Origin of the sequence: Isoptericola variabilis (genome assembly GCF_050311655.1) — a bacterium.
Classification (GTDB): Bacteria; Actinomycetota; Actinomycetes; order Actinomycetales; family Cellulomonadaceae; genus Isoptericola; species Isoptericola variabilis.
In genome coordinates this window covers 330673-344744 of the sequence record NZ_JBNOZM010000005.1, presented here as the reverse complement: position 1 = coordinate 344744, position 14072 = coordinate 330673, and the positions used below count along the sequence as shown (strand labels likewise).

Sequence of the window (14072 nt, the reverse complement as noted above, 5' to 3'; positions counted from 1 at the left end):
GCATCGGCCCGCCCGTCGTCGTTCAGCCCTCTCCGAACACCCGCTCCCACTGCCGGGCCACGACGGGCGCGGTGTAGCGCTCCGCGACCCGCTCGCGCGCCGTCGCCCCCATAGCGGCGGCCCGGTCCGGGTCCCGCAGCAGCTCGACCACGGCGCGCGCCACGCCCTCGCGGTCGCCGCGGTCCAGCAGGCGCCCGGTGACCCCGTCCTCGATCAGCGTCGCCGGGCCGTACAGGCAGTCGTACGCCACGACCGGCGTCCCCGCGGCCTGCGACTCCATGATCGACAGGGGCATGGCCTCCCAGTCCGACGTGGAGAGGGTGCAGACCGAGCGCGCCATGACCCCGTGCGGGTCGGAGGTGCGGCCGGGGAAGGTGACCGAGCCGGTGAGGCCGAGCCGCTCGACGAGCGCCTCCAGCTCCGCCCGGCTCGGGCCGCGGCCGTAGATCTCCAGGCGTGCCTCCGGCACCTCGGCGACCACGAGCGCGAACGCGTGGATCGCCTCGTGCAGCGCCTTCTGCGGGCTGATCCGTGACATCACGGTGACGAGGTGCGGGTCCTTCGCGACGGACTCCGTCCCGGCGGGCAGCCGGGTGGCGTTCGGCACCACGTGCACGGGGACGTCCTCCCCGACGATGTCCAGGACGTGGCGGCGCTGCGGCTCCGTGAGCACCACCAGCCCGTCGAGCCGGCCGGCGGTCGCGAACAGGTCGGCGTGGTCGCTCCGCAGCGGGCTGCCGACCGTGAACGGCGCCGCGAACTGGTTGTTGTGCAACATGCCGAAGCGACGCACGTGGTCGCCCCGCGCGCGGGCCAGCTTCGGGATGGTCGACGCGGTCTCCGCGAGGGCGACGACGTCGGTGCCGGGCTCGGCGAGGAGCGCCTCGAGCCACGCCACGTGCCATGCCGGCCCGCCGGCGTACAGCTCGGGCTCCGCACCCGGCCGGTGGATGGCGACCCCGCGCCCCCGGTGGCTCTCCGGGTCCGCCGCGCGGCTCATCCAGGGGTGGCCGTTCGGCGTGTACCAGACCTCCCGGTCCACCACACCGTTCAGGGCGAGGTGCTCCACATGGCGCACCCGTCCGTCCGACCAGCGCTCACGCACCCCGACGTCGCGGCCGCGGTGACGGCCGACCTCGACGACCGCTCCGCCCGCGTCGCGCTTGACGTGGGCGAGGTAGCTGCCGTCGGGGGCGTACCAGCGCTCCAGTCCCGGGGCGGTGCCGCGGCCCTCGACGAGCACGCCCGGCCCGGCCAGCAGCGCGGCGGTGCCGGTCGGGTCCTCGACGGCGTCGACGTCGGCCCACGCCTGGGCGAGGTCGAGCGCGGGGCCGCGCACGGCGACGTCCGGGCCGATCCGGCCCTGCTCGCGCAGGTGCTCCACCCGGGCCGGGGTGAGCTCGTTGGAGAGGACGACGAGCGTCACCGGGTGCCCGGCGTCGGCGAACATCCGGCACTGGTCCTGGACCGCCTGCGTCACGCCGCCCGAGCCGAACTGGTGCACCACCACGAAGATCGGCGACCGGCTCGTCCTGGGCTCGCCGGCGGGCTCACCGGTGGGCTCGGCCGTGGGCTGGATGATGGGCTCGGTCATGCGTGCCGTCCTCCGTCCGCGAGGGCCTGCGTGAGCGGGCCGAGGTCGGCGCCGTGCCGCACGGCCAGGGAGCGCAGCGCCTTGGGCAGGGCGGCGATCACCTCGTCGCCCCAGGCGGTCGCCGCCACCACCGGGACCGGGGGGTCGGAGGCCAGGCGTCGCGCCGTCCACCGGTGCACCCGGGTTCGCCGCGCGACGCCCTCGCCGTGGTCGAGGTCGAGCACCGTGGTGACGACGTCCGTGCCCCGGTCCACCCACGTGACGACGCGCACGACGCCGTCGGCGTCGAGGTAGTCCCGCTGGAACGGACGGTCCTCGGTGTCGGCGCGCTCCCGCACGAGGACGGTGCGCCCGGCCGCCAGCGTCCACGGCACCACCACCGGCGCGGGCCGACGCGCCTCGATCCGCCGGGTGAGCACCTCCGGGAGCCCGACGACGTCGTCCGCGGTCGCGCGGACGTCGGGCAGCGCGTCTCCCCCGCCCCGCCGCCAGCGCGCACGCCGCGGTGGTGCACCGGGCCGCAGGCCGGCCGCCTCGAGGAACAGGTCGCGCACGAGGACGTGCCGCGCGCCGGTGCGCCCCACCAGCGCGTGCTCGGGCCGGCGCGGCATCGCCCGCGAACGCGGCACGACGACGTCAACCGCGTGCCCGCGCGTCGCGAGCGTCGCGACCAGCGGGCGGACCTCCTCGAGCCGCGGACCGTCGAGGCCCTCCGCGACCACGACGACGTCGGGCCGGCCGTGCGTGCGCATCCTGCTCTCCTTCCGTCCCCGGGTGCGGGGACGCGTCGCGGACCATGAGTTCCAGGGGGAGGTCGGCACGCTACCCGATCGCCCTGGGCCCGGCCTGGGCACGCGCACGTCAGCCGGCCTGGGTGCGCCGCACCTCGTCCTCGTGCCGGGCGATGACGTCGTCGCACGCCGCCAGGAACCGGGCCAATGAGGCGCCGGGCGTCGTGTCCCCCAGGTAGTAGCGCACCATCTCCTCGCGGCGCGCGCGCTGCGGGTCGTCGCGGACCTCGGCCACGAGCAGGTCCGTGACCCCGTCGACCCCGTCCCGGGCGAGCCTCGGCACCGCGTCGAGCAGCGGCGTCTGCGCCGTCACGACGCCGGGGTGGCCGGGGTCCGTGACGACCAGCGGGCGCCCGGTGGGCAGCCAGTCCATCGCGACGGCGGACACGTCGCACACCAGCACGTCCGACGCGGCGAACGCCGCCTCGAGGTCCTCGTCGACCGAGACGCGGTGCCCCGCGGCGGGCTGCTGCTCGTCGGCGGCGCGGACGAGCTCGCGCACCGCGGCGTCGGCCTCCCCGTACGCCGGGGTGCGCACCCCGGACAGCGGGTGCGGCCGGTAGACGAGGCGGAGCCGGTCGTCGGCGAGGACCCGCCGGGCCAGCTCGACGCCCAGCACGTCGAGCGAGCCGTACGCGGCCGTCGGCTGCGCGCCCTCCCACGTCGGCGCGTAGAGCACGGTGAGCCGCCCGTCCGGGCGCCGCTCCGGGGCCGCCACGACGGCGGTGTCGAGCTGCGGCCGGCCGACCGCGACGCACCGTGCGGACGCGTCGAAGTACGGGATGTACCGCGCCATCCGGTCGATCGCGGCGTCGCCCGCGACGAACGACAGGTCGTAGGCCTTCGCCTGGTTGGAGACGGAGACCACCTTGTCCGAGTCCCCGTGCAGCAGGGACACGTGGGCCATGCTCGAGAACCGCAGCATCGAGAAGTTCAGGGGGTTGTGGTTCACGTACAGGGCGAGCCGGACCGCCCCGCGCGAGAACAGGTCGTCGAGGGTCGCGTACCGGGCCACGGTGACGACCTCCAGGCCCGACTCCTGCCGGATCGCCCGCGCCGCACGCGAGTCGCTGGCCACGACGAGCACCCCGTGGCGCCGGTCGAGCTCTGCGAGCGGCCCGTACCACTGGCGCAGCTGGTACAGCCCCTCGACGGTGTCCGGAAAGAAGACCACGACGCGCTGCTCGAGGGTCCGGCCGATGAGGCGGGCGTCGTCCCCCAGCCCGTCGGGGGTGCCGGCCGGCAGCATCCCGAGACGCCGGATGAGCTGGCCTCCCCAGGACCGGATCGTGCGCGGCACGCTCGCTCCTCGTGCACTGGGGGGCATGGTGCTCCTTCTCGTCGTCCGACACGGGGTGCGGCGCAGAGTCTACGGCCGCACGCTGGTGCTCAGGTGCCCTTCGACGGCCGGACCTGCGACGACATGGATGCCTCCGGCGCCTTCGTGAAACCCGAGCGTCCTGCTGTAGTATCGGCCGACCGTCCACCACCTTCACCGGGAGGACCCATGCCTCGACGCCCCCTGCGCCTCGCCACCTGGCTGCGCGGAGCCCGCCGCGCCCTCGCCTCGGGCCCGTCGCGTCCGTCCGCCGGGAGGCCGGGGACGAGCGTCCCGGCGCGGCCCACGCCGCCGGCTCCCCCGCAGCTGCGCACCGACCTCGTGCCGCAGGTCCGCGCGCTGATGAAGGAGAAGGACGTCCGCGGCGCGCAGTCGCTGGTCGACGAGGGCCTCGCGCTCCCGGAGCCGACGACGGACGCCCTGCTCGCGGCCGGCCTCGTGGCCCACCACCGCCGTCTCTACGAGCGTGCCCTCGCGTTCCTCGACCGGACGGACGGAGCGGCCTGGTCGAAGACGCCCATCGCCTTCACCGAGTCGCTCTTCCGCGTGGACCCGGAGCGCGGGCTGGCCCTGACCCGCGAGTGGCTCGACCACCCGCCGGTGACCGTGCGCGCGCGCACCTGGCACACGATCCTGCGCTACGTCTTCGCGCACGGCGACGACGCGCTGCGCCACGCGGTGCACGAGCGTCTCGTCGAGTCCTACCAGGGCGACGAGGAGCGCTGGCCCGGCGGCGCGGCCGAGATCGCATGGCTCGAGCGGTGGCGCACCGCGGAGCGGCACAAGTCCGCCCCGGCGCCCGAGGGCCGCGTGCCGTTCGCCCTCATGGACTACGTGCAGCCCGGCAAGAGCAAGACGTCGCAGAACATCGGCGACCAGGTCCAGACGCTCGCGTCGCTGGGTCACGTCGTGCGGCGCCAGAACCTCCGGTTCCACGGGCCCGAGGACATGGTGGGCTTCGTCGAGGACATGCAGGCGCGCGTGCGCCCGGAGCTGCGGCTCGAGGGCGACGGCGCCGACGTCGAGCTGTACCGCGTCGACCGCGACGGCTCGTCGTTCCAGGCCTTCCCGGAGGGCACCTGGCTCCTCGAGTTCGGGTGGCACTCCCACGACCTCGCCGCGACGGGCGTGTGGGACTTCCCGATGCACGAGAACCTGCGCCCGATCTTCGTGTCGTTCCACTGCAACAAGCGCGAGCTGCTCACGCCCGCGGCGCTCGACTACCTGCGCGCGCACGGCCCCGTCGGCTGCCGCGACTGGACCACGGTGGACCTCCTGCTGTCGCTCGACGTGCCGGCGTTCTTCTCCGGCTGCCTCACCACGACCGTGAGCACGGTGTTCCCCGAGACCGACGTGCGGCCCGAGCAGGGCACCGTCTACGTCGACGCCGTGCGCCACCCCGTCCCCGCCGGGCACGAGAACGTGAAGCAGAGCTACCGCGCCGTCAAGGACCGCACGTTCACGGAGAACATGCGCGCCGCCGTGGACCTGCTGGAGTGGTACCGCACCACCTACACGCACGTCGTGACCAAGCGGTTGCACTGCTACCTGCCGAGCCGTTCCCTCGGCCTCGAGGTCGACTTCCAGCCCGCGAACTACGCGGACGTGCGCTTCGCCGGCCTCTACCCGCTCGACCACGACGGCTTCGAGGCGATCCGCACCGGCATGATCGCCCGCCTCGAGCCGGTGCTGTCCGCCATCTTCGCGGGGCACGACGCGGACGCCGTCTACGACCTGTGGCGCGAGACGGTCGCGCCCGAGGTCGAGGCCGCGCGGGCCCGCCACACCGCGCAGCACGCGCTGGCCTCCCTCCCCACCCTGCCCGCCGCGCTCGCCGCGCCCGCCGTCGTCGAGGCGAAGCCGTTCGACGGCGCGGTCGACGTCGTCCTCCTGCCGCGCAAGGAGGAGCTCGCCCACGTGGGCGAGGCGGTCCGCGCGCTCGACGCCGCCGCGACCGGCCCCCAGCGGGTGTGGGTCGTCGGCACCGCGATGCACCGCGTGCGGCTCCCGCGGGTCTCCGGGCTCACCCAGGTGCACAAGGTCCCGGCGGGCAAGATCGACGTCGGCGGGCTGGGCATCACGCCCCGCCAGCGGGCCCACCACGCCCTCCTGCCGCACCTGCTGCCCGACGTCGACCGCGCCGTCGTGCTCCCGGTCGACGCGGTGGTCCTGGGCGACGTGCACGAGCTCGCCGCGCTCGACCTCGGCGGCCACGCCGTGGCCGCCCGGCACACGTCGAACGCCGACCCCAGCGGCTTCGGCCTGCTGTACCGCGCGGCCCGTCGCCTCGACGACGCGCCCGAGACGGCGTACGACTTCTACCGCCGCATCCACGCCCGCCACGTGTTCGACTTCAACGCGTTCGACACCGACGTCATGGTGCTCGACCTCGTCCGCCTGCGCGCGGACGGCTACGCCACCGAGGCGCTCGTCGCGATGCGCGAGTTCCGCCTCGACGCCCGCGAGGCCCTGCACCTGTACACGGGCCCGCACCGCGCCGAGCTCGACGCCGCCTGGGACCACGTGCCGACCCGCGACCTGCCCGACGACGAGGCGAAGCTCGTGCACTGGGCCGACAGCCTGAAGCCGTGGGACGAGGACTACGTCGCGCGTCGTGAGCTGTGGTACGACCGGGCGGAGGCCCACGTCGGGGCTGCCGCCTCGTGACGTCGCAGTCCGTCTCGGCCGCGTCGGTCACGTCCGTCCGGGTCCCTCCCCGTCCCCGGCTCCGGGGGCTGGACGGCCTGCGCTTCCTCGCCGCCGCGGCCGTCATGGGGTACCACTTCACCGGCATCGGGATCCCGCAGTGGGGCTCGCCGCCGTACGAGGTGTTCCCGGGGCTGAACCACGTGACGCGGTACGGCTTCCTGGGCGTGCAGCTGTTCTTCGTGATCAGCGGCTTCGTCATCCTCATGACGGCCTACGGCAAGTCGATCAGCGCCTTCGCGTCGTCGCGGGTCGCGCGCCTCTACCCCGCCTACTGGGCGGCGATCGTCCTCACCGTGGCCCTGCAGCTCGTGTGGGACGGCGGGCGCAACCCCACGCTCATGGAGTCGGCGCTGAACCTCACCATGCTCCAGGAGGCGTGGGACGTGCCGAACGTCCAGGGCGCCTTCTGGACGCTCTGGTACGAGATGAAGTTCTACCTGCTCATCGGCGTCTTCATCCTCGTGGGCATCACCCGGCGTCGCGTCATCGCGTTCGCCGTGCTGTGGCCCCTGGTCGCGGAGCTGGCGAAGGCGACGGACAGCGGCCTGCTGTCCTCCCTCCTGATCCCGAGCTATGCGCCGTACTTCGCCGTCGGCATGCTCCTGTTCCTCGTGTACAAGGACCGGGGCGACGTCGCCGTGTGGCTCGGCATCGCGCTCAACACGGTGCTCTGCATGCGGCAGGGGTACGAGTACGCCGGGAACGCGACCGAGAACGTGGGCGCCTACGTCTCCCCCGTGGTCTGCGGCCTCGTCGTGCTGCTCATGGTGGTGCTGGTCTGGGCGCTCAGCGCCGGGCCGCTGCGGCACGTGGACTGGAAGGTGCTGTCCACCCTCGGCGCGCTGACCTACCCGCTCTACCTCGTGCACGGCCAGTTCGGCTTCGCGGTGATCGACGTGATGTACGACGAGTGGTCACGCTGGGTGGTGCTCGGGGTGGCGGTCGCCGTGTCCGTGGCGCTCGCCGTGCTGCTGCACTACGGGGTGGAGAACCGCCTGCACGACCGGCTCCGCGCCGGCGTGCGCGACGGGCTCGAGCGGACTCTCGCCCCCAGCCGCAAGGCCGGCTGACCCGGACCCGTCAGGCCCGCACGAGGTGCAGGCGGGCGTGCATCTCGCGCGTGAGCGTGCCCGGATGCGCCTCGAGGTACTCGTCCACCGCCTTGCGGCAGCCGGACCACGCCAGGTAGTCGTCGACCACCAGCCGGCCGCCGGGCACCAGCCGCGGCACCACGCGCTCGAGGCACGTGCGGGTGGACGCGTACCAGTCGCCGTCGAGGTGGGCCACGGCCACCGGCTCGTCGCCCACCAGGGTGTCCTCGAACAGCCCGCGCACCAGGTCGACGTGCGAGTCCTCCACCGCCAGCCCGTGCCGGGCGAACGAGTCGTGCACCTCGGCGTACAGGTCGTCGCGGTACCCGTAGTACGTCTCCCCGCCGCGGCCCTTCGCGTTCCCCTCCACGATGGTCGCGTAGCGGGCGTGCACGTCCTCGCCGTCCTGCTCGGTGGGCGGGGGGATGAGGCCGAAGACGTCGTGCACGGCGAGGTGCCGGTCCGGCGCCTTCGCGGCCGCCATGACGATGGCGGAGCCGCCGCGGGCGGTGCCGCACTCGAGCAGCATCCCCGGCAGCGCCCGCGCCTCCGTGTCGAGGACGGCGTGCGCGAGGTCGTAGAGCGCCAGGGCGCCGAGCAGCGTGAGGTGCTCGGCACGCACCGCCCTCGCGACCTCCGCCACGTGGTCGGGCAGGTCGTCCAGGCGCTCGGCCTCGAGGGCGCGCACCCGCCGCCGGAGCCGCCGCACGTCGCGCCGGCTCGCCTCCAGGTCCTCGCGCGCGTGCTCCAGCTCCGCCCGCAGCGCCGGGACGTCGACGGCCGGCTCGTCGCCCCGCTGTGACGTCGTCGTGCGCCCGCCGCCCCGCAGGGCCGCCACGAGCCTGTCCCGCACGTTCCGCGCCTGCATGGGCCCATGCAACCCCATCGGAGGGCTCAGGACCAGAGATGCGGCCACCCAGCGTTCATCCACCGGTCACGCCGACATCCCCTCGACGTCCCCTCGTCGTCGCCCGCCGCGGTGACAGTGAGGGGGTGACCGCGTTCGTCGAGTCCCCGCTCCAGCTGCTGTGCGCCGTCGAGGCGCACGCCGCCGGGCACGCCGGCACCCGCACGCGCGTGCTGGCGCGCGCCGACGTCCCCTCGCTCGCCCCCGCCGTGGAGGCCGTGCGCTCTCTCGGCCTGCCGGGCGGCCTGGACGTCGAGACGGCGCCCGCCCCGACCCGCCTGCCGCACGACGTGCTGGTGGTCGGGGACCCGTTCTCCCGGGCGTTCCAGTCCGCGCTGGTGCGGGCGGTGCGGCCGCCCTCGCGGATCGTCGTCGTCGACGACGGGACCGCCGCGCTCGACCTCGCCCACCGCCTGACGTCGGGCGGCTCGATGGTGCGGATCGGCGCGCCGCCCGGGTCGTCGCGTCTCGGGCTCGGCGCCCTGGCGGCCCGGCGGCTGCGACGCGTGGCCGAGGCCGGTGGCCTGAGCCTGTGCACCGCCCTCCCGATCGACCCCGACCTGCGGGCGTGGCTGCGCCTGCTGGGCGTCGACGTGCTCGAGCACTCCTTCGGGTGGCTGCGGGGCCGGCCCGCCGGCGACGCGCCGCAGGAGCCGACGGTGGTGGTCGGGTCGGCGCTCGCGGCCGACGGCCTGGTGCAGCCCGACCGGTACGTGGCGTGGGTGCGTGGCCTCGCCTCCGACGGGCCCGTGCGGTACGTGCCGCACCGCCGCCACGACCCGCGCATCTCGGCGCTCCTCGAGCGGGTGCCCGGGATCGAGCTGGACGCGCCCGGTGCGCCGGTGGAGGTCCGCCTGCGCGGGCTGCGGCCCGGCCAGCGCGTCGTCACGCTCCCCTCCGCCTCCGCCCTCACCCTCGCGCGGCTGCTCGTGCCGCGCGGCGTCGCCGTCGTCCCGCAGGCCGTGCCCCGCGGCTGGTGGACCGACCGTGTGACGCCCGAGCTGTACCAGGCCGTCGGACGCGTGCACGCCCTGGCCACCCGTGACCTGACCACCCGCGCCCTGGCCACCCACCCCGCGCCGGCGGCCGCCGGCGCTCCCCTCGTCGCGGCGGGCGCCTGACGGGGCCCTTGCGCCGCCGGGCGCTCGCGTCACCGGGCAGGCATGTCGGTTTGCCCCGGGCATCGGGTTCGTGGTTAGCCTGACCCGCTCTGCCCCCGAACCCCACGGTGATCCTCCGCATGACGACGCTCGTCCGCGCCCGCCCGGCCGACCCGCCCGCCGCCCCTGCCGGGGGCAGCACCAGTCGCCCGACACGGGCCTTCCGTCCGGAGATCCAGGCGCTGCGGGCGCTCGCCGTCGCGCTGGTCGTCCTGTATCACTTCTGGCCGGGCCGACTGCCGGGCGGCTACGTGGGAGTCGACGTCTTCTTCGTCATCTCGGGCTTCCTCATCACGGGCCACCTGCTGCGCGAGGCGGAGTCCACGGGCCGGATCCGGCTGGCGCGGTTCTGGGCACGCCGCGCGCGCCGGCTGCTGCCCGCCGCGTACGTCGTCCTCGGCGCGACCCTCGTCGCGACCGTGCTCGTCGCGCCGCAGTCGCTGTGGCAGCAGTGGTTCCGCGAGACCCTCGGGGCCGGCCTCTACGTCGAGAACTGGGTGCTCGCCCGCGACTCCGTCGACTACCTGGCCGCCGAGGGCGATCCCTCGCCCGTGCAGCACTTCTGGTCGCTGTCCACCGAGGAGCAGTTCTACCTCGTGTGGCCGCTCCTCGTGGTGCTCGGCGCCGTCGTCGCCGCACGACGGGGAGCCGGCACGCGCCGCACCACGACGCTGCTGCTCGCCACCGCCACCCTCGCGTCGTTCCTGTACTCGCTGTGGCTCACGTCCACGAGCCCCGCCCCGGCCTACTTCGCGACGACCACCCGGGCGTGGCAGTTCGGCGCCGGCGCGCTGCTCGCGCTGTGGCTCGCCCGACCGGCGCGGCGACCGGCAGCGGACGGCCCCCGGTCGGTGCTGAGCTGGACGGGCCTGGCGGTGCTCGCCGGCTGCGCCCTCGCCTACGACGACGCGACGCCCTTCCCGGGCACCGCCGCGCTCGTGCCCGTGCTCGGCACGGTGGCCGTGATCGCCGCCGGGGCCCCGACCGGGCGTCTCGCCCCGACGGCGCTGTACACGTGGCGGCCGGTGCAGCAGACCGGGGAGATCTCCTACGCGCTGTACCTGTGGCACTGGCCGGCGATCGTCCTCGCCCCGTTCGTGCTCGGGCACGAGGCAGGGCTGCTCGAACGGGTGGTCCTGCTGGTCGGCGTCGTGCTGCTGGCCGCCCTCACCAAGCGCTGGGTGGAGGACCCGGCCCGCTTCTCGCAGCGGTGGGGCCTGCACCGCACCCGCCGCACCCTGGTCGCTACCGCGGCGGCGACCGCGGCGCTCTCCCTCGTCGCGGGGAGCGGGTTCGCCGTGACGACCCACCACGCGAACGAGCAGCAGCAGCTGGCCGCCCGCCTCGTCGCCGACCCGCCCGAATGCTTCGGGGCCGAGGCGATGGACCCCGACGACGCGTGCGACAACCCCGCGCTCGACGACGTCGTCGTCCCCGCGCCGGAGGCCGTCTCGCAGGACAAGGCCGGACCGGAGAAGTGCTTCGTCGGGATCGAGGACTCCGACCTGGTGGACTGCTCGTGGGGCCCGGTCGACGACCCCGACGTGCCGCACGTCGCTCTCGTCGGGGACTCGCACGCCCGCGCCCTGATGCCGGCCTTCCACGAGCTGGTCCAGCAGGGTCGGATCAGCCTGACGGTCCAGTTCAAGTCGTCCTGCCCGTGGACCGACGGGAGGGTCGACGCGTCCGGTGACCGGGCGCGCACCTGCGAGGAGTGGAAGGACGAGCTCGAGCCCTGGCTCGAGAAGGAGGCGCCGAAGACCGACGTCGTCGTCACGACCGGCTACCTGAAGTACCTGTCCGGCGACGACGAGCAGCAGGCGGAGGACCTCGCCGACGCGTGGCGCCCCGTGGCCGAGAAGGGCGTGCCGATCGTGGCGCTCTCCGACAACCCGCGGCACGACGAGGAGCCGTCCCTCTGCCTCGACCGCACCCGCAGCACGAGCCCGGACCAGTGCGGCGTGTCGACGACGCAGGCCTTCCCCGACGACCAGGTGTACGAGCAGGCCGCCCAGGAGGTCCCCGAGGCGTCCTACGTCGACCTCACCGACCTCTACTGCCGGGACGGGGAGTGCCCGGCCGTCATCGGCGGCGTCAACGTGTACCGCGACAAGCACCACCTCACGTCGACGTACACCCGCACCATGACGCCGTACATCGTCGACGGCCTCCGCGACGCCGGCGTCCCGGTCTGACCTGCCCCCGCCGAACACAGGGCGTCGACGGCGAGTCCCGCAACTTGCTGGGATGGCACGGTGCGTGTCCCCGCCGAGCTCCCCGCCTCGCTCCTCGCCCTCGCCACGGCCCAGGAGGGCCTGCTGAGCGCTCAGCAGTGCGAACGGCACGACGTCGGACGATCGCGTCGCGCCGGGTGGCTGCGCGCGGGGCGATGGCGGGCGGTGGCTCGGGGCGTGGTCGACACCATCGCGGTGCCGCCCGAGCGTCGTACTGTCCACGACGTGCCGCGCACGCCCGTGCCGCCCTGGGTGCTGACCGACGTCGGCGCCGCGGTGCGTCGGTCCGGCAGGGCGACCGCCGCCGTGCACCGGGACCGTTCCGACAGCGACCTTCTCTTCGATCACCTCCGACGACGATCGGCCTGGGTGGGCCTCCTGGCCTTCGGCCCCGAGGCGATCGCCGTCGGGCCGTGTGCCCTCGCGCTCCTCGGCGTCGAAGGGCTGCCCCCGTCGATCCGCCCGGAGGTCGCCCTGCCGAGAGCGTCGAACCGACCGGACCGCGAGGGGATCGGGCTGCGGCAGTTCGACGACGGCATGACGACGGTGATCGTCAGCGACCGGCGCACCGGGCCGTGGCGGCTCGCCGCGCCGGAGTGGGCGATCGCCCAGGCCGTCCCCGAGCTCTCGATGGAGCACGGTCTCGCGGTGCTGGACTCCGCGCTGCGCCTCGAGGTCGTCGACCGGGCCGGCGCGGCCCGCGCGCACGACCACGCCAGGGGGCGCCGGGGCATCGCCCGGCGACACGAGCTGTGGGAGTGGGCCGACCCGGACGCTGCGTCCTGGACCGAGTCGGCGGCACGGTGGCAGTGCATCGAGGAAGGCGTGCCACCCGACATCCTGCAGCTGCCGGTCTCGGGTCGCTCCGGCCGAGTCGTCGGCGTCGGCGACATGGCCTGGCGGCTCGACGGCGGGGAGTGGCTCGTCGCCGAGCTGGACGGCTTCGAGTGGCACGAGGGCGACGTCCGCTCCGAGCGTCGAGACCGCGACCGCGACAACGACTTCGCCGCGGCGCCGGGGATCCAGCTGCGCCTACCATGCAGTTGCGCGCGTTCTGAGCGTTCAGAACGTGCGCAACTGCATGGTCGGCGTCAGGGGGTGAGCTTGTTGTCCACCATGGACAGGGCGGAGCCGATGGCCATGTGCATGTCGAGGTACTGGTAGGTCCCCAGGCGTCCGCCGAAGTGCACGTCGGGCTCGTCGGCCATCAGCTCGCGGTACCGCTTGAGCCGCTCCCGGTCCGTGGGCGTGTTCACCGGGTAGTACGGCTCGTCGCCCCGCTCGGCGAAGCGCGAGTACTCCCGCACGATGACGGTCTTGTCGGTGGTGTACTCGCGCTCGGGGTGGAAGTGCCGGAACTCCAGGATGCGCGTGAACGGCACCTCCGTGTCCGCGTAGTTCATCACCGGCGTGCCCTGGAAGTCCCCCACCGGCAGCACCTCGCGCTCGAAGTCCAGCGTCCGCCACGACAGCGACCCCTCCGCGTCCTCGAAGTACCGGTCCACCGGCCCCGTGTACACCACGGGCACCTGACCCACCACGGCCTTCTTGCTCACCGGCTGCGCGTCGTCGAAGAAGTCCGTGGACAGCCGCACCTCGATGTTCGGGTGGTCCGCCATCCGCTCCAGCCACGCCGTGTACCCGCCGGTCGGCAGGCCCTCGTGCGTGTCGTTGAAGTACCGGTTGTCGTACGTGTACCGCACCGGCAGCCGCGAGATGATCGACGCCGGCAGCTCCCGCGGATCCGTCTGCCACTGCTTGGCCGTGTACCCCTGGATGAACGCCTCGTACAGCGGCCGCCCGATCAGCGACACCCCCTGCTCGTCCAGGTTCGCCGGACGCCGCCCCTCCAGCTCCGCCGCCTGCTCACGCACCAACGCCCGCGCCGCCTCCGGCCCGTACGCCGACCGGAAGAACTGGTTGATCGTGCCTAGGTTGATCGGCATCGGGAACACCTCGCCCCGATGCGTCGTGTACACCCGATGCACGTACGACGTGAACGTCGTGAACCGGTTGACGTACTCCCACACCCGCTCGTTCGACGTGTGGAACAGGTGCGCCCCGTACCGGTGCACCTCGATCCCCGTGTCCGGGTCCGTCTCGCTGTACGCGTTGCCGCCCAGATGACCACGACGGTCGATCATGAGCACCTTGCGCCCCTGCTCGGCCATCCGCTCCGCGACGGTCAGGCCGAACAGCCCGGTACCGACGACGACGAGGTCGGTCATGCGTTACTCCTGCTCGGGT

10 protein-coding genes are annotated in these 14072 nt (G+C 74.2%); 5 read left to right on the top strand and 5 right to left on the bottom strand.

Annotated features, from left to right (window positions below; all coding sequences use genetic code 11):
* Window positions 1-22: 22 nt before the first annotated feature.
* From ACQP60_RS13710 to ACQP60_RS13700, 3 genes are all read right to left on the bottom strand, one after another.
* Window positions 23-1594 carry a glycosyltransferase gene (locus ACQP60_RS13710; protein WP_429733545.1) on the bottom strand — a complete coding sequence of 524 codons (1572 nt, stop codon included), beginning with the start codon at window positions 1592-1594 and terminating at the stop codon, window positions 23-25.
* Complete coding sequence (locus tag ACQP60_RS13705) at window positions 1591-2346, bottom strand: hypothetical protein (protein WP_429733542.1); 756 nt, start codon at window positions 2344-2346, stop codon at window positions 1591-1593. Before ACQP60_RS13705 ends, ACQP60_RS13710 begins: the two co-directional genes overlap by 4 nt.
* Window positions 2347-2455: 109 nt before the next feature.
* On the bottom strand, window positions 2456-3685 hold the full coding sequence (locus ACQP60_RS13700; protein ID WP_429733540.1) for a CDP-glycerol glycerophosphotransferase family protein: 1230 nt from the start codon (window positions 3683-3685) through the stop codon (window positions 2456-2458).
* Between the two features lie 207 nt (window positions 3686-3892).
* On the opposite strand from ACQP60_RS13700, the gene ACQP60_RS13695 reads away from it, so the two are divergent.
* On the top strand, window positions 3893-6391 hold the full coding sequence (locus ACQP60_RS13695; RefSeq protein ID WP_429733537.1) for a glycosyltransferase: 2499 nt from the start codon (window positions 3893-3895) through the stop codon (window positions 6389-6391).
* Window positions 6388-7503: an acyltransferase family protein gene (locus tag ACQP60_RS13690; RefSeq protein WP_429733534.1), complete on the top strand. Its 1116-nt coding sequence runs from the start codon at window positions 6388-6390 to the stop codon at window positions 7501-7503. Before ACQP60_RS13695 ends, ACQP60_RS13690 begins: the two co-directional genes overlap by 4 nt.
* Before the next feature lie 10 nt (window positions 7504-7513).
* Here the strand turns inward: ACQP60_RS13690 and ACQP60_RS13685 are convergent, their stop codons facing one another.
* The gene (locus tag ACQP60_RS13685) at window positions 7514-8392 is read right to left on the bottom strand and encodes a TylF/MycF/NovP-related O-methyltransferase (protein ID WP_429733532.1); all 879 of its coding nucleotides are present in this window, start codon (window positions 8390-8392) and stop codon (window positions 7514-7516) included.
* 125 nt (window positions 8393-8517) lie between these two features.
* On the opposite strand from ACQP60_RS13685, the gene ACQP60_RS13680 reads away from it, so the two are divergent.
* The 3 genes from ACQP60_RS13680 to ACQP60_RS13670 all read left to right on the top strand — a co-directional run bounded on the left by ACQP60_RS13680 (window position 8518) and on the right by ACQP60_RS13670 (window position 12989).
* A complete protein-coding gene (locus ACQP60_RS13680; protein ID WP_429733529.1) occupies window positions 8518-9552 on the top strand; it encodes a hypothetical protein in 1035 nt (344 codons plus the stop codon).
* A gap of 119 nt (window positions 9553-9671) precedes the next feature.
* Window positions 9672-11786, top strand: a complete 2115-nt coding sequence (locus ACQP60_RS13675) for an acyltransferase family protein (RefSeq protein ID WP_429733526.1) — start codon at window positions 9672-9674, stop codon at window positions 11784-11786.
* Window positions 11787-11846: 60 nt separating this feature from the next.
* Entirely contained in the window at window positions 11847-12989 is a 1143-nt protein-coding gene (locus tag ACQP60_RS13670; RefSeq protein ID WP_429733524.1) for a hypothetical protein, read from the top strand.
* On the opposite strand, the gene glf is transcribed toward ACQP60_RS13670, so the two are convergent.
* Entirely contained in the window at window positions 12917-14053 is a 1137-nt protein-coding gene (gene glf, locus ACQP60_RS13665) for a UDP-galactopyranose mutase (RefSeq protein ID WP_429733521.1), read from the bottom strand. The genes ACQP60_RS13670 and glf overlap by 73 nt on opposite strands.
* Between the last annotated feature and the right edge of the window lie 19 nt (window positions 14054-14072).

What these genes read in the sequence shown, in the direction of transcription:
- ACQP60_RS13685 (WP_429733532.1), bottom strand. Translation starts at nt 8,392, where the DNA reads ATGCAGGCGCGGAACGTGCGGGACAGGCTCGTGGCGGCCCTGCGGGGC.
- ACQP60_RS13710 (WP_429733545.1), bottom strand. Translation starts at nt 1,594, where the DNA reads ATGACCGAGCCCATCATCCAGCCCACGGCCGAGCCCACCGGTGAGCCC.
- glf (WP_429733521.1), bottom strand. Translation starts at nt 14,053, where the DNA reads ATGACCGACCTCGTCGTCGTCGGTACCGGGCTGTTCGGCCTGACCGTC.
- ACQP60_RS13675 (WP_429733526.1), top strand. Translation starts at nt 9,672, where the DNA reads ATGACGACGCTCGTCCGCGCCCGCCCGGCCGACCCGCCCGCCGCCCCT.
- ACQP60_RS13695 (WP_429733537.1), top strand. Translation starts at nt 3,893, where the DNA reads ATGCCTCGACGCCCCCTGCGCCTCGCCACCTGGCTGCGCGGAGCCCGC.
- ACQP60_RS13705 (WP_429733542.1), bottom strand. Translation starts at nt 2,346, where the DNA reads ATGCGCACGCACGGCCGGCCCGACGTCGTCGTGGTCGCGGAGGGCCTC.